Annotated in this window: 29 protein-coding genes; all 29 read left to right on the top strand. The window is 58.6% G+C overall.

What is annotated here, in order from left to right:
• The first annotated feature begins 192 nt into the window (after positions 1–192).
• The 29 genes from rpsL (at position 193) to rpsK (ending at position 17,851) form a co-directional block, all read left to right on the top strand.
• Complete coding sequence (gene rpsL, locus AC4CWH_RS09135) at positions 193–564, top strand: 30S ribosomal protein S12 (RefSeq protein ID WP_003507760.1); 372 nt, start codon at positions 193–195, stop codon at positions 562–564.
• 74 nt (positions 565–638) lie between these two features.
• Positions 639–1,109, top strand: a complete 471-nt coding sequence (gene rpsG, locus AC4CWH_RS09130) for a 30S ribosomal protein S7 (RefSeq protein ID WP_210102777.1) — start codon at positions 639–641, stop codon at positions 1,107–1,109.
• A gap of 33 nt (positions 1,110–1,142) precedes the next feature.
• Positions 1,143–3,242 carry an elongation factor G gene (gene fusA / locus AC4CWH_RS09125; RefSeq protein WP_491281738.1) on the top strand — a complete coding sequence of 700 codons (2,100 nt, stop codon included), beginning with the start codon at positions 1,143–1,145 and terminating at the stop codon, positions 3,240–3,242.
• A gap of 73 nt (positions 3,243–3,315) precedes the next feature.
• The gene (tuf, locus tag AC4CWH_RS09120) at positions 3,316–4,491 is read left to right on the top strand and encodes an elongation factor Tu (RefSeq protein ID WP_491321278.1); all 1,176 of its coding nucleotides are present in this window, start codon (positions 3,316–3,318) and stop codon (positions 4,489–4,491) included.
• A gap of 333 nt (positions 4,492–4,824) precedes the next feature.
• Positions 4,825–5,133 (top strand): 30S ribosomal protein S10, encoded by a 309-nt coding sequence (rpsJ, locus tag AC4CWH_RS09115; protein WP_003547547.1) that lies wholly within the window; start codon positions 4,825–4,827, stop codon positions 5,131–5,133.
• A 37-nt stretch (positions 5,134–5,170) separates the two neighbouring features.
• A complete protein-coding gene (gene rplC, locus AC4CWH_RS09110) occupies positions 5,171–5,812 on the top strand; it encodes a 50S ribosomal protein L3 (protein ID WP_491281736.1) in 642 nt (213 codons plus the stop codon).
• 13 nt (positions 5,813–5,825) lie between these two features.
• Positions 5,826–6,446 carry a 50S ribosomal protein L4 gene (gene rplD, locus AC4CWH_RS09105; RefSeq protein WP_491281735.1) on the top strand — a complete coding sequence of 207 codons (621 nt, stop codon included), beginning with the start codon at positions 5,826–5,828 and terminating at the stop codon, positions 6,444–6,446.
• A complete protein-coding gene (locus tag AC4CWH_RS09100; RefSeq protein ID WP_137131958.1) occupies positions 6,443–6,736 on the top strand; it encodes a 50S ribosomal protein L23 in 294 nt (97 codons plus the stop codon). The genes rplD and AC4CWH_RS09100 overlap by 4 nt, the downstream gene beginning before the upstream one ends.
• A 17-nt stretch (positions 6,737–6,753) precedes the next feature.
• Positions 6,754–7,590: a 50S ribosomal protein L2 gene (gene rplB, locus AC4CWH_RS09095; RefSeq protein WP_491281734.1), complete on the top strand. Its 837-nt coding sequence runs from the start codon at positions 6,754–6,756 to the stop codon at positions 7,588–7,590.
• Positions 7,591–7,605: 15 nt separating this feature from the next.
• On the top strand, positions 7,606–7,884 hold the full coding sequence (gene rpsS / locus AC4CWH_RS09090) for a 30S ribosomal protein S19 (protein WP_491281733.1): 279 nt from the start codon (positions 7,606–7,608) through the stop codon (positions 7,882–7,884).
• A 2-nt stretch (positions 7,885–7,886) separates the two neighbouring features.
• A complete protein-coding gene (gene rplV / locus AC4CWH_RS09085) occupies positions 7,887–8,276 on the top strand; it encodes a 50S ribosomal protein L22 (RefSeq protein ID WP_306838472.1) in 390 nt (129 codons plus the stop codon).
• Entirely contained in the window at positions 8,276–8,998 is a 723-nt protein-coding gene (gene rpsC, locus AC4CWH_RS09080; protein ID WP_491281732.1) for a 30S ribosomal protein S3, read from the top strand. The genes rplV and rpsC overlap by 1 nt, the downstream gene beginning before the upstream one ends.
• Positions 8,999–9,036: 38 nt before the next feature.
• Positions 9,037–9,450 carry a 50S ribosomal protein L16 gene (gene rplP / locus AC4CWH_RS09075; protein ID WP_210102769.1) on the top strand — a complete coding sequence of 138 codons (414 nt, stop codon included), beginning with the start codon at positions 9,037–9,039 and terminating at the stop codon, positions 9,448–9,450.
• Positions 9,451–9,462: 12 nt separating this feature from the next.
• Positions 9,463–9,663 (top strand): 50S ribosomal protein L29, encoded by a 201-nt coding sequence (gene rpmC, locus AC4CWH_RS09070; protein WP_016553554.1) that lies wholly within the window; start codon positions 9,463–9,465, stop codon positions 9,661–9,663.
• Positions 9,664–9,674: 11 nt separating this feature from the next.
• Entirely contained in the window at positions 9,675–9,911 is a 237-nt protein-coding gene (rpsQ, locus tag AC4CWH_RS09065) for a 30S ribosomal protein S17 (protein ID WP_137131953.1), read from the top strand.
• Positions 9,912–10,147: 236 nt separating this feature from the next.
• Positions 10,148–10,516 (top strand): 50S ribosomal protein L14, encoded by a 369-nt coding sequence (rplN, locus tag AC4CWH_RS09060; RefSeq protein WP_007770138.1) that lies wholly within the window; start codon positions 10,148–10,150, stop codon positions 10,514–10,516.
• Positions 10,517–10,530: 14 nt separating this feature from the next.
• Positions 10,531–10,839 carry a 50S ribosomal protein L24 gene (gene rplX / locus AC4CWH_RS09055; RefSeq protein ID WP_491281731.1) on the top strand — a complete coding sequence of 103 codons (309 nt, stop codon included), beginning with the start codon at positions 10,531–10,533 and terminating at the stop codon, positions 10,837–10,839.
• Positions 10,832–11,389 (top strand): 50S ribosomal protein L5, encoded by a 558-nt coding sequence (gene rplE, locus AC4CWH_RS09050; RefSeq protein WP_491281730.1) that lies wholly within the window; start codon positions 10,832–10,834, stop codon positions 11,387–11,389. Before rplX ends, rplE begins: the two co-directional genes overlap by 8 nt.
• 32 nt (positions 11,390–11,421) lie before the next feature.
• Positions 11,422–11,727 (top strand): 30S ribosomal protein S14, encoded by a 306-nt coding sequence (gene rpsN / locus AC4CWH_RS09045; protein WP_491281729.1) that lies wholly within the window; start codon positions 11,422–11,424, stop codon positions 11,725–11,727.
• A 12-nt stretch (positions 11,728–11,739) separates the two neighbouring features.
• Complete coding sequence (gene rpsH / locus AC4CWH_RS09040; protein ID WP_491281728.1) at positions 11,740–12,138, top strand: 30S ribosomal protein S8; 399 nt, start codon at positions 11,740–11,742, stop codon at positions 12,136–12,138.
• Positions 12,139–12,179: 41 nt separating this feature from the next.
• A complete protein-coding gene (gene rplF / locus AC4CWH_RS09035; RefSeq protein ID WP_491281727.1) occupies positions 12,180–12,713 on the top strand; it encodes a 50S ribosomal protein L6 in 534 nt (177 codons plus the stop codon).
• Positions 12,714–12,725: 12 nt separating this feature from the next.
• Entirely contained in the window at positions 12,726–13,088 is a 363-nt protein-coding gene (rplR, locus tag AC4CWH_RS09030; protein ID WP_491281726.1) for a 50S ribosomal protein L18, read from the top strand.
• Positions 13,089–13,231: 143 nt separating this feature from the next.
• Positions 13,232–13,801 (top strand): 30S ribosomal protein S5, encoded by a 570-nt coding sequence (gene rpsE / locus AC4CWH_RS09025; protein ID WP_210102761.1) that lies wholly within the window; start codon positions 13,232–13,234, stop codon positions 13,799–13,801.
• 12 nt (positions 13,802–13,813) lie between these two features.
• Positions 13,814–14,008, top strand: a complete 195-nt coding sequence (rpmD, locus tag AC4CWH_RS09020) for a 50S ribosomal protein L30 (protein ID WP_491281725.1) — start codon at positions 13,814–13,816, stop codon at positions 14,006–14,008.
• Between the two features lie 16 nt (positions 14,009–14,024).
• Positions 14,025–14,498, top strand: coding sequence for a 50S ribosomal protein L15 (rplO, locus tag AC4CWH_RS09015; protein WP_491281724.1), 474 nt, complete (start codon positions 14,025–14,027; stop codon positions 14,496–14,498).
• Positions 14,499–14,730: 232 nt separating this feature from the next.
• Positions 14,731–16,071 (top strand): preprotein translocase subunit SecY, encoded by a 1,341-nt coding sequence (gene secY, locus AC4CWH_RS09010; RefSeq protein ID WP_491281723.1) that lies wholly within the window; start codon positions 14,731–14,733, stop codon positions 16,069–16,071.
• Positions 16,068–16,718 (top strand): adenylate kinase, encoded by a 651-nt coding sequence (locus tag AC4CWH_RS09005; RefSeq protein WP_491281722.1) that lies wholly within the window; start codon positions 16,068–16,070, stop codon positions 16,716–16,718. The genes secY and AC4CWH_RS09005 overlap by 4 nt, the downstream gene beginning before the upstream one ends.
• 244 nt (positions 16,719–16,962) lie before the next feature.
• Positions 16,963–17,331 (top strand): 30S ribosomal protein S13, encoded by a 369-nt coding sequence (gene rpsM, locus AC4CWH_RS09000; protein ID WP_491281721.1) that lies wholly within the window; start codon positions 16,963–16,965, stop codon positions 17,329–17,331.
• Positions 17,332–17,461: 130 nt separating this feature from the next.
• Positions 17,462–17,851, top strand: coding sequence for a 30S ribosomal protein S11 (rpsK, locus tag AC4CWH_RS08995; protein ID WP_015915761.1), 390 nt, complete (start codon positions 17,462–17,464; stop codon positions 17,849–17,851).
• Positions 17,852–17,872: the final 21 nt, after the last annotated feature.

Here is a 17,872-nt window from a genome sequence, read left to right as displayed (position 1 = left end):
TTCCAAACGCACGTTGAAGACAGGTATGCTGCACGCATGACGCATAGGAATGCGTCCTCTGCTTTATGTGGTCCTTTCCAGATTTGGAACGGGCCATATTTTGCGCATGTTGATATGTGTGCCGAGGCCGGAGACGGCGACCACACGGGCCCCAAAAGGGCCTTGAGACAAGATTTTGCAAGGGATGGGTATATGCCTACCGTAAACCAGCTGATCCGCAAGCCTCGCCAGGCACAGGTCAAGCGCAACAAGGTGCCTGCACTGCAGGAAAACCCGCAGAAGCGCGGCGTCTGCACCCGCGTTTACACGACGACCCCGAAGAAGCCGAACTCGGCTCTGCGTAAGGTTGCCAAGATCCGCCTGACCAATGGCTTTGAAGTCATCGGCTACATTCCGGGCGAAGGTCACAACCTTCAGGAACACTCTGTCGTGATGATCCGCGGCGGCCGCGTCAAGGACTTGCCCGGCGTTCGCTACCACATCATCCGTGGTGTTCTCGATACCCAGGGTGTCAAGAACCGCAAGCAGCGCCGCTCCAAGTATGGCGCGAAGCGTCCGAAGTAATTCACCAGATCCGGCGCCGCGCGAGGTTCTCCGCGTGTTAAGGCGCCCACTCCAGTTTTAAAGAGACGGAACGTATGTCCAGACGTCATAAAGCAGAAAAGCGCGAGATCAATCCGGATCCGAAGTTCGGCGATCTTGTTGTCACGAAGTTCATGAACGCCATCATGCTGCACGGCAAGAAGTCGGTTGCAGAAACCATCGTTTACGGTGCGTTCGATGTGGTTCAGGGCAAGGCCAAGTCCGACCCGTTGCAGACCTTCCATCAGGCGCTCGAAAATGTGGCTCCGCATGTGGAAGTCCGTTCGCGCCGCGTTGGTGGTGCAACCTATCAGGTTCCGGTTGATGTTCGCCCCGAGCGCCGTCAGGCGCTGGCGATCCGCTGGCTGATTGCGGCTGCCCGCAAGCGCAACGAAACCACCATGGTCGACCGTTTGTCCGGTGAGTTGATGGATGCAGCAAACAACCGCGGCAGCGCTGTCAAGAAGCGTGAAGACACGCACAAGATGGCCGACGCCAACCGCGCATTCTCGCATTATCGCTGGTAATCTTCATCCGATCGAATTTCGAAAGGCAGTCCTATGGCTCGCGAATATAAAATCGAAGACTACCGTAATTTCGGTATCATGGCGCACATCGACGCCGGCAAGACGACGACCACCGAGCGTATCCTTTATTACACCGGCAAGTCGCACAAGATCGGTGAAGTACACGACGGCGCGGCCACCATGGACTGGATGGAGCAGGAGCAGGAGCGTGGCATCACGATCACCTCCGCTGCCACCACGACCTACTGGAAGGGTCGCGACGGCAAGATGCGCCGCTTCAACATCATCGACACCCCCGGCCACGTTGACTTCACCATCGAAGTCGAACGTTCGCTGCGCGTGCTCGACGGTGCGATCGCTCTGCTCGACGCCAATGCCGGCGTTGAGCCGCAGACAGAAACCGTGTGGCGTCAGGCTGAAAAGTACAACGTCCCGCGGATGATCTTCTGCAACAAGATGGACAAGACCGGCGCTGACTTCTACCGCTCGGTAGAAATGATCAAGACCCGTCTCGGCGCCATCGCTGTTGTCATGCAGCTCCCGATCGGTGCAGAAACCGAGTTCAAGGGCGTTGTCGACCTGATCGAGATGAACGCTCTCGTCTGGCGCGACGAATCGCTCGGCGCTGCCTGGGATGTCGTCGAGATCCCTGAGGACATGCAGGAAAAGGCCGAGGAATATCGCGAAAAGATGATCGAACAGGTCGTCGAAGCCGATGAACAGGCCATGGAAGACTACCTGAACGGCATCATGCCGGATAATGACAAGATTCGTGCCCTGGTTCGCCGCGGCACCATCGACGTCAAGTTCCATCCCATGTTCTGCGGTACCGCGTTCAAGAACAAGGGCGTTCAGCCCCTGCTCGACGCCGTTGTCGAATACCTGCCGTCGCCGCTCGATATTCCGGCGATCAAGGGCATCGACGTCAAGACCGAAGCCGAAATCGAACGTCACGCCGATGACAGCGAGCCGCTGTCGATGCTGGCCTTCAAGATCATGAACGACCCCTTCGTCGGTTCGCTCACGTTCTGCCGCATCTACTCGGGCAAGCTCGAAAAGGGTACGTCTGTCATCAACACGGTCAAGGACAAGCGCGAGCGCGTCGGCCGTATGCTGCAGATGCACTCCAACTCGCGTGAAGACATCGAAGAAGCCTTTGCTGGCGACATCGTGGCTCTCGCAGGCCTCAAGGAATCGACCACGGGCGACACGCTCTGCGATCCCCTGAACCAGGTTATCCTGGAGCGCATGGAATTCCCCGAGCCGGTCATTCAGATCGCCATCGAGCCGAAGACCAAGGGCGACCAGGAAAAGATGGGCCTCGCGCTCAACCGCCTGGCTGCAGAAGATCCGTCCTTCCGCGTCAAGACCGACCAGGAATCCGGCCAGACCATCATTGCCGGCATGGGCGAACTTCACCTCGACATCATCGTCGACCGCATGCGTCGCGAGTTCAAGGTTGAAGCCACCGTCGGTGCTCCGCAGGTTGCCTACCGCGAAACCATCACGCGCCAGCACGAAGAAGACTACACGCACAAGAAGCAGTCCGGTGGTACCGGCCAGTTCGCGCGCGTCAAGATCGTCTTCGAACCCAATCCCGATGGTGACGAATTCAAGTTCGAATCCAAGATCGTCGGTGGTTCTGTTCCCAAGGAATACATCCCGGGCGTTCAGAAGGGTATCGAAAGCGTTCTGTCTTCCGGTCCGCTGGCTGGCTTCCCGATGCTGGGCGTCAAGGCGACCCTCATCGACGGCGCCTTCCACGATGTCGACTCGTCGGTTCTCGCCTTCGAAATCGCCTCGCGTGCCTGCTTCCGTGAAGCGGCCAAGAAGGCTGGAGCCCAGCTGCTCGAGCCGATGATGAAGGTCGAAGTGGTAACGCCGGAAGATTACGTCGGTGACGTGATCGGCGACCTCAACTCCCGCCGTGGTCAGATCCAGGGCCAGGAAAGCCGCGGCATCGCCGTGGTCATCAATGCCCATGTTCCGCTCGCGAACATGTTCAAGTATGTCGATAACCTGCGTTCGATGTCGCAGGGCCGCGCTCAGTATTCGATGGTCTTCGACCATTACTCGCCGGTTCCGTCCAACGTCGCTCAGGAAATTCAGGCGAAGTACTCCGGTCAGAAGTGACCGGGGTTCCCTTGAACCCATAATAATTGATAATTCACCCGCTCCTTGCGGGTAAGAAGATGGAGAGCCTGAAATGGCAAAGAGCAAGTTTGAGCGCAACAAGCCGCATGTGAACATCGGCACGATTGGCCACGTTGACCACGGCAAGACGTCTCTGACGGCAGCGATCACGAAGTATTTCGGTGAATACAAGGCGTACGACCAGATCGACGCTGCACCGGAAGAAAAGGCACGCGGCATCACCATCTCGACGGCACACGTCGAGTATGAGACGCCTGCTCGTCACTACGCGCACGTCGACTGCCCCGGCCACGCCGACTACGTCAAGAACATGATCACCGGTGCAGCGCAGATGGACGGCGCGATCCTGGTTTGCTCGGCTGCCGACGGCCCGATGCCGCAGACCCGCGAGCACATCCTGCTCGCCCGTCAGGTTGGCGTTCCGGCAATCGTTGTCTTCCTCAACAAGGTTGACCAGGTTGACGACGCCGAGCTTCTCGAGCTTGTCGAACTGGAAGTGCGCGAACTTCTGTCGTCCTACGACTTCCCGGGCGACGATATCCCGATCATCAAGGGTTCGGCTCTTGCTGCTCTTGAAGATTCGGACAAGAAGATCGGTGAAGACGCGATCCGCGAACTGATGGCAGCGGTTGACGCCTACATCCCGACGCCTGAGCGCCCCATCGACCAGCCCTTCCTGCTGCCGATCGAAGACGTATTCTCGATCTCCGGCCGTGGTACGGTTGTGACGGGTCGCGTTGAGCGTGGCATCGTCAAGGTTGGCGAAGAAGTCGAAATCGTCGGCATCCGCGCCACCTCCAAGACGACTGTGACCGGCGTTGAAATGTTCCGCAAGCTGCTCGATCAGGGCCAGGCTGGCGACAACATCGGCGCTCTGGTTCGTGGCGTTCAGCGCGATGGCGTTGAGCGTGGCCAGATTCTGTGCAAGCCGGGTTCGGTCAAGCCGCACAAGAAGTTCATGGCTGAAGCCTACATCCTAACGAAGGAAGAAGGCGGCCGTCATACGCCGTTCTTCACCAACTACCGTCCGCAGTTCTACTTCCGCACCACCGACGTGACCGGCATCGTGTCGCTTCCGGAAGGCACGGAAATGGTTATGCCCGGCGACAACGTCACCGTTGAAGTCGAGCTGATCGTTCCGATCGCGATGGAAGAAAAGCTGCGCTTCGCGATCCGCGAAGGCGGCCGTACCGTCGGCGCCGGCATCGTCGCTTCGATCGTCGAGTAATTTAAATTCTGCCGGGCGAGGGGATTTCCTCCCGCCCGTCGGTTTTTATCCGATGATCCATGAAATTTCATGCGCAGTGCCTCTTGGCGCTTGCGTATGACATGAAAATGTTGCAAATGGCGCGCGAGCAAGATTTGCGGCCTGCTTCGCTTTTGAGCGGATCGGGTAGAACAATCCAAAAGGTGGGCTTATGGCCCGAAGACTGGATAGGGATGCCGTTGTTGCGGTGTCCCTCTCGATCTTTGACACCGGTGGTCCCGCCTTTTTAGAAAAAGAACACCCCATGCCGTACTGTTGGCACCGGGGAGAACAAGATAACAAGGATAACGTCGAATGAACGGCCAAAATATCCGCATTCGCCTGAAGGCGTTCGATCACCGAATTCTCGATGCTTCCACGCGCGAGATTGTGTCGACGGCGAAGCGCACCGGAGCTAGCGTCCGGGGCCCCGTTCCGCTTCCGACTCGCATCGAGAAGTTTACGGTTAACCGGTCCCCTCACATCGATAAGAAGAGCCGCGAGCAGTTCGAAATGCGCACGCATAAGCGCCTGCTCGACATTGTCGATCCCACCCCGCAGACGGTAGACGCGCTGATGAAGCTCGATCTGGCCGCCGGCGTCGACGTGGAAATCAAGCTCTGAGACCCACGTCTTGAGCTGAGTGAGAAGGATTGAACCGATGCGTTCAGGTGTAATTGCACAGAAAGTGGGAATGACCCGCGTCTATAACGACGCCGGTGAACATGTCCCGGTGACGGTTTTGCGCGTTGAGAACTGCCAGGTTGTCGCGCACCGCACAGATGAAAAGAACGGCTACACGGCTGTTCAGCTTGGCGCTGGCGTTGCCAAGGTCAAGAACACGACGAAGGCCCTGCGCGGTCACTTTGCCGTGGCTCAGGTTGAGCCGAAGGCAAAGGTCGTCGAATTCCGCGTCGATGCGGACAACCTCGTCGATGTCGGCGCGGCCATCAACCCCAGCCACTTCACTGCCGGCCAGCTGGTCGATGTGACGGGTACCTCGATCGGTAAGGGTTTTGCCGGCGCCATGAAGCGTCATAACTTCGGCGGTCTTCGCGCCACGCACGGTGTGTCCGTTTCGCACCGCTCGCATGGTTCGACCGGTTCCAACCAGGATCCGGGCAAGGTCTGGAAGGGCAAGCGCATGGCTGGTCACATGGGCCAGACGCGCATCACCACCCAGAACCTCGAAGTGGTATCGCTGGACGACGACCGTGGTCTGATCCTCGTCAAGGGTGCCGTTCCCGGTTCGAAGGGTTCCTGGATCATCGTCCGCGACGCCGTCAAGTCGGCCGCGAAGTAAGGGAGCCAAGAACATGGAATTCAACGTCAAGACCCTCGAGGGTAAAGACGCCGGCAAGGTCTCCCTGTCGGACGAGATCTTCGGCCTCGACCCCCGCCAGGATATCCTGGCCCGCATGGTACGCTGGCAGCTTGCAAAGAAGCAGCAGGGCACCCACAAGACCAAGACCCGCGCCGAAGTATCGCGCACGGGCGCCAAGATGTACAAGCAGAAGGGTACGGGCCGCGCTCGTCACCATTCCGCACGCGCTCCGCAGTTCCGCGGCGGCGGCAAGGCCCATGGTCCGGTTGTTCGCAGCCACGAGCATGACCTGCCCAAGAAGGTTCGTGCGCTTGCTCTGCGTCATGCGCTGTCGGCAAAGCTGAAGGCTGAAGACCTGATCATCATCGATCAGCTGGTCGCTTCCGATGCCAAGACGAAGGCACTGGCCGGTACGTTTGAAACGATGGGTCTCACCAATGCTCTCGTGATCGGCGGCGCCGAACTCGACAGCAATTTCAAGCTCGCTGCCCAGAACATCCCGAACGTCGATGTTCTGCCGGTTCAGGGCATCAATGTTTATGACATCCTGCGTCGTGGCAAGCTCGTGCTTTCCAAGGCTGCTGTCGAAGCTCTAGAGGAGCGTTTCAAGTGACCGATCTTCGCCACTATGATGTGATCGTCTCTCCTTCGATCACCGAAAAGTCGACGCTGCTCTCTGAACAGAACCAGGTCGTCTTCAACGTCGCCAAGGATGCTTCCAAGCCTGAAATCAAGGCTGCCGTGGAAGCTCTGTTCGGCGTCAAGGTCAAGGCCGTCAACACGCTCGTCCGTCTGGGCAAGACCAAGCGTTTCCGCGGCTTCATCGGCAAGCAGAAGGACGTCAAGAAGGCGATCGTGACGCTTGCTGAAGGTCAGTCGATCGACGTATCGACCGGCGTCTGAGGTAGGGAACAAGAACAATGGCATTGAAAAGCTACAATCCGACGACCCCGAGCCAGCGTCAGCTGGTCATCGTCGACCGCTCTGGCCTCTGGAAGGGCAAGCCGGTCAAGGCGCTGACGGAAGGTCTCTCCAAGAGCGGCGGCCGTAACAACCTCGGTCGCATCACCGCTCGCTTCATCGGTGGTGGTCACAAGCGCACCTACCGTCTCGTCGATTTCAAGCGTCGCAAGTTTGAAGTCGAAGGCACGGTTGAGCGTCTGGAATACGACCCGAACCGTTCTGCCTTCATCGCGCTGATCAGCTATGCTGACGGCGAACAGGCTTATATCCTTGCTCCGCAGCGTCTTGCTGCCGGCGACAAGGTGATCGCCTCCGACAAGGCCGTCGACGTCAAGCCCGGCAACACCATGCCGCTGCAATACATCCCGGTTGGCTCGATCGTTCACAACGTCGAAATGAAGCCCGGCAAGGGCGGTCAGATCGCACGTTCGGCTGGCACCTATGTCCAGCTCGTCGGCCGCGATGCCGGCATGGCGATCCTGCGCCTCAACTCGGGTGAACAGCGTCTGGTTCCGGGCTCGTGCCTGGCAACCGTTGGCGCCGTATCCAACCCGGACCACGGCAACACCAACGATGGCAAGGCCGGTCGTACCCGCTGGCGCGGCAAGACCCCGCATAACCGCGGTGTCGTCATGAACCCGGTCGACCACCCCCACGGTGGTGGTGAAGGCCGTACATCCGGTGGTCGCCACCCGGTTTCCCCCTGGGGCAAGCCGACCAAGGGCAAGCGGACTCGTTCGAACAAGTCGACCGACAAGTTCATCATGCGCTCGCGCCACCTGAAGAAGAAGTAAGAGAGGTAGTCAGAAATGGCTCGTTCAGTATGGAAAGGCCCGTTCGTTGACGGCTATCTTCTCAAGAAGGCTGAGAAGGTTCGTGAAGGCGGTCGTAGCGAAGTGATCAAGATCTGGAGCCGTCGCTCCACGATCCTGCCGCAGTTCGTCGGTCTCACCTTTGGTGTCTACAACGGCAGCAAACATGTCCCGGTCAATGTCAACGAAGACATGGTCGGTCACAAGTTCGGTGAATTCTCTCCGACCCGGACCTATTACGGTCACGGTGCGGACAAGAAGGCAAAGAGGAAGTAATCATGGCGAAGGCAAAGACCGAACGCCGGCTGAAGGACAATGAAGCGCAGGCTGTTGCCCGCACGCTTCGCGTCAGCCCGCAGAAGCTGAACCTGGTTGCCGCCATGATCCGCGGCAAGAAGGTTGAGCGCGCGCTCGCAGAACTCGAGTTCTCCCGCAAGCGCATTTCCGGCCAGGTGAAGAAGACCCTTGAGTCTGCAATCGCCAACGCCGAAAACAACCATGACCTCGACGTCGACAGCCTTGTCGTCGCCGAAGCCTATGTCGGCAAGTCCATCACCATGAAGCGTTTCCACGCTCGTGGCCGTGGTCGCGCTTCCCGCATCGAAAAGCCGTTCGCGCATCTCACGATCGTCGTGCGCGAAGTCGAGGAAAAAGGGGAGGCCGCATAATGGGTCAGAAAATCAATCCAATCGGTTTCCGCCTCGGCATTAACCGGACATGGGACAGCCGTTGGTTCGCCGACAATGCCGAATATGGCCAGCTGCTTCATGAAGACCTGAAGATCCGTGCATATCTGATGTCCGAGCTGAAGCAGGCCGGCATCGCCAAGGTGGTTATCGAGCGTCCGCACAAGAAGTGCCGCGTCACGATCCACTCGGCTCGCCCGGGTCTGATCATCGGCAAGAAGGGTGCGGACATCGAGAAGCTTCGCAAGAAGATCTCCACGATGACCAACTCCGAAACGCACCTCAACATCGTTGAAGTGCGCAAGCCGGAAGTTGATGCCACGCTGGTCGCTCAGTCGATCGCCCAGCAGCTGGAACGCCGTATCGCGTTCCGTCGTGCCATGAAGCGTGCCGTTCAGTCGGCCATGCGTCTTGGCGCCGAAGGCATCAAGATCACCTGCGCCGGTCGTCTCGGCGGTGCGGAAATCGCGCGTACCGAATGGTACCGCGAAGGCCGCGTTCCGCTTCACACGCTGCGCGCCGACATCGATTACGGGACGGCGGAAGCCGAAACCGCATTCGGTATCTGCGGCATCAAGGTCTGGATCTTCAAGGGCGAAATCCTTGAGCATGATCCGATGGCTTCTGAACGCCGCGCTCTCGAAGGTGACGCACAGGGTCCGGCAAGCCGCGACCGTGGTGATCGTCGTCGCGAGAACGCTTGATTAGCGCTGGCGAAAGATAAGCTCGGAGAAGTAAGAAAATGTTGCAGCCAAAGCGTACCAAGTACCGCAAGCAGTTCAAGGGCCGCATCAAGGGCGTCGCCAAGGGTGGCTTCGACCTGGCATTCGGTGAATTCGGCCTGAAGGCACTCGAACCGAACCGCGTCAATGCACGCGAGATCGAAGCGGCCCGCCGCGCGATCACGCGTTACATGAAGCGCGCCGGTCGCGTATGGATCCGCGTCTTCCCAGACGTTCCGGTCACGGCAAAGCCGACCGAAGTGCGTATGGGTAAGGGCAAGGGTTCGGTTGAATACTGGGCTTGCAAGGTCAAGCCCGGCCGTATGATGTTCGAAATCGACGGTGTGTCCGAGGAAACGGCGCGCGAGGCACTTCGCCTCGGCTCCGCCAAGCTCTCCGTCAAGACGCGCTTCGTTCAGCGCATCGCAGAGTAAGGGGTAAGGCACATGAAAGCCGAAGAAGTACGCGGCCTGACGGCCGACCAGCTCAAGGACAAGCTTGCGGACCTGAAGAAGGAGCAGTTCAACCTGCGCTTCCAGAAGGCAACCGGTCAGCTCGAGAAGTCCTCGCGCGTCAACGAAGTCCGCAAGGATATCGCCCGCGTGAAAACCATTGCCCGCCAGAAGGCGGCAGAAGCAAAGGCCTAAAGGAAAAAAATATGCCGAAGCGCATTCTGCAGGGCGTCGTGGTCAGCGACAAGAACGACAAGACGGTAGTGGTTCGGGTTGAGCGTCGTTTCGCTCACCCGCTGCTCCAGAAGACGGTTCGTCGTTCCAAGAAGTACAAGGCTCACGACGAAAACAATCAGTACAAGACCGGTGATGTAGTTTCCATTCAGGAATGCGCACCGATCTCCAAGGACAAGTGCTGGACGGTGATTGCCGCCCAGGCTTAATTTACAGTTCGATGCGCTCCGGGCCTTGTGTTCGGCGTAAAAAACTGTATGAAGCAGCGCATTGGCGCAGAACGCCCGGTCACGGGCGTTCTTTTGCTTTGCAGCGCAGGGAAGGTCTCAGGCTGAGAAACCACCTTGGCAAGACACCATCCCGCGCGAAAAACAAAATATGTCCATGAGCTGGAAGAGGGGGCCAAGGCCCAACCGTTCCAGTCATTACGAGAAGGCGACCTGACATGATTCAGATGCAAACAAACCTCGACGTTGCCGATAATTCCGGCGCGCGTCGTGTCATGTGCATCAAGGTGCTGGGCGGCTCCAAGCGCAAGTACGCTTCCATCGGCGACATCATCGTGGTGTCGATCAAGGAAGCCATCCCGCGCGGCCGCGTCAAGAAGGGCGACGTTATGAAAGCCGTCGTTGTTCGCACCGCCAAGGACATCCGCCGCCCCGACGGCAGCGTCATCCGCTTCGATAACAACGCAGCGGTCCTCATCGACAATAAAAAAGAGCCGATCGGCACCCGTATCTTCGGACCGGTTCCGCGCGAACTTCGCGCCAAGAACCATATGAAGATCATCTCGCTGGCTCCGGAAGTACTCTAAGGGGGCGGATAGCCATGCAGAAAATTCGTAAGGGCGACAATGTCGTCGTACTCGCCGGCAAGGACAAGGGCCGTACCGGTGAAGTCGTTCAAGTGATGCCGAAGGAAGACCGCGCACTCGTGCGTGGCGTCAACATGGTCAAGCGCCACCAGCGCCAGAGCCAGACGCAGGAAGCCGGCATCATCAACAAGGAGGCCTCCATCCATCTGTCCAATATCGCGATCGTCGCGAAGGACGGAAAGCCCACTCGCGTTGGCTTCTCCGTGGTCGATGGCAAGAAGGTCCGTGTGGCCAAGCGTACGGGAGATGTTATCGATGGCTGAGGCAAAGTACGAACCGCGTCTCAAGGCAGAATACGTTTCCCGCATTCGCAAGGCGATGCAGGAGCAGTTTTCGTTTGCCAACGAGATGCAGATCCCGCGGCTCGAGAAGATCGTCATCAACATGGGCGTCGGCGAATCAACCGCTGATTCGAAGAAGCCCGCAGTTGCTGCCGCCGATCTGGCCGCAATCGCTGGTCAGAAGCCGGTGATCACCCGCGCCCGTAACTCCATCGCTGGCTTCAAGCTTCGCGAAGGGATGCCGATCGGCGCCAAGGTGACGCTGCGCGGCGCTCGCATGTATGAATTCCTGGACCGCCTGATCAACATCGCGCTTCCGCGCGTTCGCGACTTTCGCGGCCTGAATCCGAAGAGCTTTGACGGCCGTGGCAACTTCGCCATGGGCATCAAGGAACACATTGTGTTCCCGGAGATCAACTACGACAAGGTTGATCAGATGTGGGGCATGGACATCATCGTTTGCACGACGGCCACCAAGGACGACGAAGCACGGGCTCTTCTGAAAGAGTTCAACTTCCCGTTCCGTCAGTAACCGTAACGACGAGCGTAGAAAAGGAACTCGATATGGCGAAAACAAGCGCAATCGAAAAGAACAAGCGCCGCCGCAAGACGGTTTCCGAACAGGCTGCCAAGCGCGCAGCCTTGAAGGCAACCGTCATGAACCAGGAGCTGCCCATCGACGAGCGGTTCCAGGCTACCCTGAAGCTCGCTTCGCTGCCGCGTGACGGTTCGAAGACGCGCATCCGCAACCGTTGTGAAGTCACCGGTCGCCCGCGCGCTTTCTACCGCAAGCTCAAGATGTCCCGTATCGCGCTTCGCGAACTGGGCAACCTGGGCAAGGTTCCCGGCATCGTTAAGTCCAGCTGGTAAGGAGACGGTTCAATGACCATGACTGATCCTCTGGGCGATATGCTCACCCGCATCCGCAACGGCGCTGCCCGTCGCAAGTCTTCCGTGATCACGCCGGCTTCCAAGCTGCGCGTTCGCGTTCTCGACGTGCTTCAGGCGGAAGGCTACATCCGCGGTTACACCCAGACCGATTACGGTAACGGCAAGTCCGAGATCGAAATCGAACTGAAGTACTATGAAGGCGCGTCTGTCATTCGTGAGATTGGCCGCGTGTCCAAGCCGGGCCGCCGAGTTTATGTCTCGGTTAAGTCCATTCCGCAGGTCGCGAACGGCCTCGGCATCACCATCCTTTCGACTCCGAAGGGTGTGATGGCCGATCACCAGGCTCGCGAACAGAATGTTGGTGGTGAGGTACTTTGCTCGGTCTTCTAAGACTGATGCAACGTTCTCCAGCGAAACAGACAGGTTGAACAATGTCTCGTATCGGTAAGAAGCCCGTTCAGGTACCTGCAGGGATCACGGCCTCGGTTGAAGGCCAGACAGTGACTGCAAAAGGCCCGAAAGGCGAACTCGTCTTCGTTGCAAACGACGAAGTGAAGGTTTCCTTCGACAATAACGCCGTATCGGTGGTTCCGGCCAACGATAGCAAGGATGCTCGGTCCAAGTGGGGCATGTCCCGCACGATGATCGAGAACATCTTCAAGGGCGTGAAGGACGGTTTTGAGCGCAAGCTTGAAATCAACGGCGTTGGTTACCGCGCGGCTCTGCAGGGCAAGAACCTGCAGCTGTCGCTTGGTTTCAGCCACGACGTGGTCTATGAGCCCCCGCAGGGCATCACCATTGCCGTGCCGAAGCCGACGGAAATCGTCGTCACCGGCATTAATAAGCAGCAGGTCGGTCAGGTAGCAGCGGAAATCCGCGAATACCGCGGTCCAGAGCCCTACAAGGGCAAAGGCGTCAAGTACGCTGAGGAACGGATCGTCCGCAAGGAAGGCAAGAAGAAGTAAGGTTGACGCGAAATGGCTAGCAGGAAACAAGCACTTGCAAAGCGCGCGAGCCGCGTGCGCCGCCAGATCAAGGCGGTTGCGAACGGCCGCCCGCGTCTGTCGGTTCATCGCTCGTCGAAGAACATCTATGCCCAAGTCATCGATGACGTGGCTGGTCGCACGCTTGCGGCCGCCTCCACGCTCGATGGCGGTCTGCGCACGTCCTTGAAGACGGGTGCCGACACCGCTGCAGCCGCTGCAGTTGGCAAGCTCGTTGCAGAGCGTGCCGTTACGGCTGGCGTGAAGGAAGTGGTCTTTGACCGCGGTGCCTTCATTTTCCACGGCCGCATCAAGGCACTTGCCGATGCTGCCCGCGAAGGTGGTCTGAGCTTCTAAAGTTAGTCGTCCGGTCCCTTGCGGGCCGGACGTCTTCGGCGTTTTACGCCATCACCGGCCGGTGGATATCTCCTTGAATAAAGGCGATCCCCCGGCTTTCCATAGTTTGCCGTTCGAACCGGAAAAGAAAAAGGAAAAGGACAATGGCACAGGAAAAGAGAGGCTCGCGCGACGATCGCTCGAACCGCGAAGAGCGCGATAGCGAATTCGTTGACAAGCTGGTCGCGATCAATCGCGTTGCCAAGGTTGTCAAGGGTGGCCGTCGTTTCGGTTTCGCTGCACTCGTCGTCGTTGGCGACCAGAAGGGCCGCGTTGGCTTCGGCCATGGCAAGGCACGTGAAGTGCCGGAAGCTATCCGCAAGGCAACTGAAGCTGCCAAGCGCGACCTGATTTTCGTACCGCTGCGCGATGGCCGTACGCTTCATCATGACGTCAATGGCCGTCACGGCGCTGGCAAGGTTCTGCTGCGTGCCGCCAAGGCCGGTACCGGTATCATCGCCGGTGGCCCGATGCGCGCCGTTTTCGAAACGCTCGGCGTTCATGACGTCGTTGCAAAGTCGACCGGTTCGTCGAACCCTTACAACATGGTTCGCGCAACGTTCGACGCCCTGAAGCACCAGGTGCATCCGAAGGACGTGGCAGCACAGCGCGGCATCAAGTATGCAACGCTTCAGGCTCGCCGTGCCGCTTCCGGCAATGCTCAGGAAGAATAAGGAGTTTCGTCGATGGCCAATGATTCCAAGACGGTAACGGTCGAACAGATCGGAAGCCCCATTCGCCGGCCGGCAGTTCAGCGCCAGACGCTGATCGGCCTCGGCCTCAACAAGATGCACCGGGTTCGCACGCTGGAAGACACCCCGTCCGTGCGTGGCATGATCCGGTCTGTCCAGCATCTCGTTCGCGTCGTCGACGAGAAGTGAGACGGAGGAAGACATCATGAAACTGAATGAAATCAAAGACAACGAAGGCTCCACCAAGGACCGTATCCGCGTAGGTCGCGGTATCGGTTCGGGCAAGGGCAAGACCGGTGGTCGCGGCGTCAAGGGTCAGAAGGCCCGTTCCGGCGTTGCCGTCAACGGCTTCGAAGGCGGCCAGATGCCCATCTACCGTCGCCTGCCGAAGCGCGGCTTCAACAACATCTTCGCTTCCGAATTTGTTGTCGTGTCGCTCGGCCGCATCCAGACTGCCATCGACGCCAAGAAGCTCGACGCTTCCGCACCGATCGATGCTGCTGCTCTGAAGGCTGCCGGCGTGATCAGCCGCCTCAAGGACGGCGTTCGCATCCTCTCGGATGGCGAACTGACGACCAAGGTTTCGATCGTCGCTGCTGGCGCCTCCAAGGCTGCTGTCGAGAAGATCGAAAAGTCTGGCAGCTCGATCCAGCTGCCGGAAGTCGCTTCTGCCGAATAAGTGTCTGACAAATCGCCCGGGGTGCTTCACACCGGGCGATTTTGCTCCCATATGTGAGCCTCACGATCCCGGACCCGTTATTTTGGCTCATCCGGGATATCGCGGAAAACGGGGTGGGGCATAAGGTGCATTGCAGCCCTTCCGTCTCCCGGTTTTCTGAACCTGAATATGGACTGCTTTCCGGATATGGCCGCAGGGGCGTGCCGCCGGAATTGGTCAGGCGGAGAAATGCATGGCTTCTGCAGCTGAACAACTGGCCTCCAATCTAAATTTTTCAACCTTTTCCAAAGCGACGGATCTCAAGAATCGCCTGTGGTTCACACTCGCAGCACTTCTTGTCTATCGCCTGGGGACGCATATTCCGCTGCCGGGTCTCAACCCAGAAGCCTATGCGCAGGCCTTCCGCGGTCAGGCGGGCGGCATTCTCGGCCTCTTCAACATGTTTGCCGGCGGCGCCGTGGAGCGCATGGCGATCTTTGCGCTCGGCATCATGCCGTATATTTCCGCTTCGATCATCGTGCAGCTGATGACGTCTGTCGTTCCTTCGCTGGAAAACCTGAAGAAGGAAGGCGAACAGGGCCGCAAGATCATCAACCAATACACCCGCTACGGCACCGTTCTGCTCGGCACGCTGCAGGCCTATGGCATTGCTGCCGGCCTTGAAGGCGGGCAGGGGCTCGTGATCGATCCGGGTTGGTTCTTCCGCATCTCCACGGTCGTGACGCTGCTGGGTGGGACCATGTTCCTGATGTGGCTCGGTGAGCAGATCACCTCGCGCGGCATCGGCAACGGTATTTCGCTGATCATCTTTGCGGGCATTGCCGCAGGCCTGCCGAAGGCACTTGCCGGTACGCTGGAGCTTGGCCGCACGGGTGCGCTGTCGACGGCACTGATTCTTATGGTCGTGGTCGTTGCCATCGGCGTCATCGCGCTGATCGTGTTTGTTGAACGCGCCCAGCGCCGGTTGCTGATCCAGTATCCGAAGCGCCAGGTTGGTAACCGCATGTTCCAGGGTGATACGTCGCACCTGCCGCTGAAGCTCAACACCGCAGGCGTGATCCCGGCGATCTTTGCTTCGTCGCTGTTGCTTTTACCGGCAACGGCGGCCGGCTTTGCCGGAAACACCAATCTGCCATCCTGGGCGACGATGATCATCGGCTCGCTGCAGCATGGTCAGCCGCTGTTCATGCTGTTCTACGGCATTCTGATTGCCTTCTTCGCCTTCTTCTATACGGCCATCGTCTTCAATCCGAAGGATACGGCCGACAATCTGAAGAAGCATGGTGGCTTCATTCCGGGGATTCGTCCGGGCGAGCGCACGGCCGAATATATCGACTATGTGCTGACGCGCATCACCGTCGTCGGCGCCATCTATCTCGTTTTTGTCTGCATTCTTCCCGAAACGCTGATCGCAAGGACTGGTATCCCATTAGCCCTTGGTGGTACTTCGCTTTTGATCGTTGTCAGTGTTACCCTTGATACGGTAGCACAGATCCAGGGCCATCTTATTGCCCAGCAATATGAGGGACTGATCAAGAAGTCCAAGCTGCGTGGAGGAAAGAGGGGACGATGAGATTAATTCTTTTGGGGCCGCCGGGGGCGGGTAAGGGGACCCAAGCCCAGCGGATCGTGGAGAAGTACGGCATTCCGCAACTGTCCACGGGTGATATGCTGCGCGCGGCAATCGTCGCGGAGACAGAAGTTGGAAAGCGCGTCAAGGCGGTGCTTGATTCGGGCAAACTGGTCTCGGATGACATCGTGATTGCGATCGTCTCGGAACGCATCGACCAGCCGGACTGTGCCAAGGGCTTCATTCTCGATGGTTTTCCGCGCACCCTGGTGCAGGCGGATGCCACCGAATCGATGCTGGCCGCCAAGGGTCTCGACCTCTCGGTGGTGATTGAGCTTCGGGTCAACGACAAGGAACTGGTTCGCCGTGTCTCCGGTCGTTATTCCTGCGCCAGCTGTGGTGCGGTCTATCACGACACGGACCACAAACCATCCGTGGAAGGCGTCTGCGACAAGTGCGGGTCGACCCACTTCAAGCGTCGGCCGGACGACAATGCCGAGACGATGACGCAGCGACTCGAGGTCTACTACAAGGAAACCTCGCCGCTGATCGGTTATTATTATGCCAAGGGCAAGCTGAAGACTGTCGATGGCATGGCCGAAATGGACGTCGTCACGTCCAATATCGAGGCGATCCTGGCGGCTCTCTAGAGCTTAACCCAGGTGTTACCCAAGAATCTTGGCGGGGCCGGTTGCTATTTTCGACTGATTCCGCTAAAGACCGCGCCAACTCGCGACATTTGACAGCGATCGGCGTGGGCCATCCAGAGATGGATGTCCGGTCCGGTCTTTTTGACTTGTCACGGATGAGATTTGAACTGGCGGCCCTCTATGGCTGCTCTCATGGAAGAAGCACCACTTGCCGGATGGCAACTGGAACGCAAGGAGAATAGGCGTGGCACGTATCGCTGGCGTCAACATCCCGACTGCGAAGCGCGTCGTTATCGCGCTGACCTACATTCACGGGATCGGACCTAAATTCGCTCAGGAAATCGTCGAGAAGGCCGGTATTCCGGCTGAACGTCGCGTTCATCAGCTGACGGACGCAGAAGTTCTGCAGATCCGCGAAACCATCGACCGTGACTATCAGGTCGAAGGCGATCTTCGTCGCGAGACCGCGATGAACATCAAGCGTCTGATGGACCTCGGCTGCTACCGCGGCCTGCGTCATCGTCGCGGCCTCCCGGTCCGCGGTCAGCGCACGCACACCAACGCCCGCACCCGCAAGGGTCCGGCGAAGGCGATTGCTGGTAAGAAGAAGTAATTTTTCGGGCATTAGCCAATAGGCGGTAGGCGGTAGCGGAAACAGCTACTGGCTACTGCCTAATTTCTATTGCCTGAAAAGGTGGAGCCGCTGGTATTACGGCGGTGACGATATCAACGAAAGGAAGACCATGGCCAAGGAAGCCACACGCGTTCGCCGTCGCGAACGTAAAAATATTTCATCGGGCGTTGCTCACGTCAACTCGACGTTCAACAACACTATGATCACCATCACCGACGCACAGGGCAACGCAATTGCCTGGTCGTCTGCTGGTGCCAAGGGCTTCAAGGGTTCGCGTAAGTCGACCCCGTTTGCTGCCCAGATCGCTGCCGAAGACTGCGCCAAGAAGGCTCAGGAACACGGCATGAAGTCTCTCGAAGTCGAAGTCTGCGGCCCGGGTTCCGGTCGTGAATCGGCTCTGCGCGCCCTCCAGGCTGCGGGTTTCATGATCACCTCGATCCGTGACGTGACGCCGATCCCGCACAATGGTTGCCGTCCGCGCAAGAAGCGCCGCGTCTAATTCGCCTTCGGAGGCTGCCCT

It is taken from the genome of Neorhizobium sp. PAMB6716 (genome assembly GCF_058242805.1).
The sequence above is the reverse complement of the archived record's forward strand: the minus strand, read 5'-3'. Positions and strand labels throughout refer to the sequence as shown.

What these genes read in the sequence shown, in the direction of transcription:
- rpsL (WP_003507760.1), top strand. Translation starts at nt 193, where the DNA reads ATGCCTACCGTAAACCAGCTGATCCGCAAGCCTCGCCAGGCACAGGTC.
- rpsG (WP_210102777.1), top strand. Translation starts at nt 639, where the DNA reads ATGTCCAGACGTCATAAAGCAGAAAAGCGCGAGATCAATCCGGATCCG.
- fusA (WP_491281738.1), top strand. Translation starts at nt 1,143, where the DNA reads ATGGCTCGCGAATATAAAATCGAAGACTACCGTAATTTCGGTATCATG.
- tuf (WP_491321278.1), top strand. Translation starts at nt 3,316, where the DNA reads ATGGCAAAGAGCAAGTTTGAGCGCAACAAGCCGCATGTGAACATCGGC.
- rpsJ (WP_003547547.1), top strand. Translation starts at nt 4,825, where the DNA reads ATGAACGGCCAAAATATCCGCATTCGCCTGAAGGCGTTCGATCACCGA.
- rplC (WP_491281736.1), top strand. Translation starts at nt 5,171, where the DNA reads ATGCGTTCAGGTGTAATTGCACAGAAAGTGGGAATGACCCGCGTCTAT.
- rplD (WP_491281735.1), top strand. Translation starts at nt 5,826, where the DNA reads ATGGAATTCAACGTCAAGACCCTCGAGGGTAAAGACGCCGGCAAGGTC.
- rplB (WP_491281734.1), top strand. Translation starts at nt 6,754, where the DNA reads ATGGCATTGAAAAGCTACAATCCGACGACCCCGAGCCAGCGTCAGCTG.
- rpsS (WP_491281733.1), top strand. Translation starts at nt 7,606, where the DNA reads ATGGCTCGTTCAGTATGGAAAGGCCCGTTCGTTGACGGCTATCTTCTC.
- rplV (WP_306838472.1), top strand. Translation starts at nt 7,887, where the DNA reads ATGGCGAAGGCAAAGACCGAACGCCGGCTGAAGGACAATGAAGCGCAG.
- rpsC (WP_491281732.1), top strand. Translation starts at nt 8,276, where the DNA reads ATGGGTCAGAAAATCAATCCAATCGGTTTCCGCCTCGGCATTAACCGG.
- rplP (WP_210102769.1), top strand. Translation starts at nt 9,037, where the DNA reads ATGTTGCAGCCAAAGCGTACCAAGTACCGCAAGCAGTTCAAGGGCCGC.
- rpmC (WP_016553554.1), top strand. Translation starts at nt 9,463, where the DNA reads ATGAAAGCCGAAGAAGTACGCGGCCTGACGGCCGACCAGCTCAAGGAC.
- rpsQ (WP_137131953.1), top strand. Translation starts at nt 9,675, where the DNA reads ATGCCGAAGCGCATTCTGCAGGGCGTCGTGGTCAGCGACAAGAACGAC.
- rplN (WP_007770138.1), top strand. Translation starts at nt 10,148, where the DNA reads ATGATTCAGATGCAAACAAACCTCGACGTTGCCGATAATTCCGGCGCG.
- rplX (WP_491281731.1), top strand. Translation starts at nt 10,531, where the DNA reads ATGCAGAAAATTCGTAAGGGCGACAATGTCGTCGTACTCGCCGGCAAG.
- rplE (WP_491281730.1), top strand. Translation starts at nt 10,832, where the DNA reads ATGGCTGAGGCAAAGTACGAACCGCGTCTCAAGGCAGAATACGTTTCC.
- rpsN (WP_491281729.1), top strand. Translation starts at nt 11,422, where the DNA reads ATGGCGAAAACAAGCGCAATCGAAAAGAACAAGCGCCGCCGCAAGACG.
- rpsH (WP_491281728.1), top strand. Translation starts at nt 11,740, where the DNA reads ATGACCATGACTGATCCTCTGGGCGATATGCTCACCCGCATCCGCAAC.
- rplF (WP_491281727.1), top strand. Translation starts at nt 12,180, where the DNA reads ATGTCTCGTATCGGTAAGAAGCCCGTTCAGGTACCTGCAGGGATCACG.
- rplR (WP_491281726.1), top strand. Translation starts at nt 12,726, where the DNA reads ATGGCTAGCAGGAAACAAGCACTTGCAAAGCGCGCGAGCCGCGTGCGC.
- rpsE (WP_210102761.1), top strand. Translation starts at nt 13,232, where the DNA reads ATGGCACAGGAAAAGAGAGGCTCGCGCGACGATCGCTCGAACCGCGAA.
- rpmD (WP_491281725.1), top strand. Translation starts at nt 13,814, where the DNA reads ATGGCCAATGATTCCAAGACGGTAACGGTCGAACAGATCGGAAGCCCC.
- rplO (WP_491281724.1), top strand. Translation starts at nt 14,025, where the DNA reads ATGAAACTGAATGAAATCAAAGACAACGAAGGCTCCACCAAGGACCGT.
- secY (WP_491281723.1), top strand. Translation starts at nt 14,731, where the DNA reads ATGGCTTCTGCAGCTGAACAACTGGCCTCCAATCTAAATTTTTCAACC.
- AC4CWH_RS09005 (WP_491281722.1), top strand. Translation starts at nt 16,068, where the DNA reads ATGAGATTAATTCTTTTGGGGCCGCCGGGGGCGGGTAAGGGGACCCAA.
- rpsK (WP_015915761.1), top strand. Translation starts at nt 17,462, where the DNA reads ATGGCCAAGGAAGCCACACGCGTTCGCCGTCGCGAACGTAAAAATATT.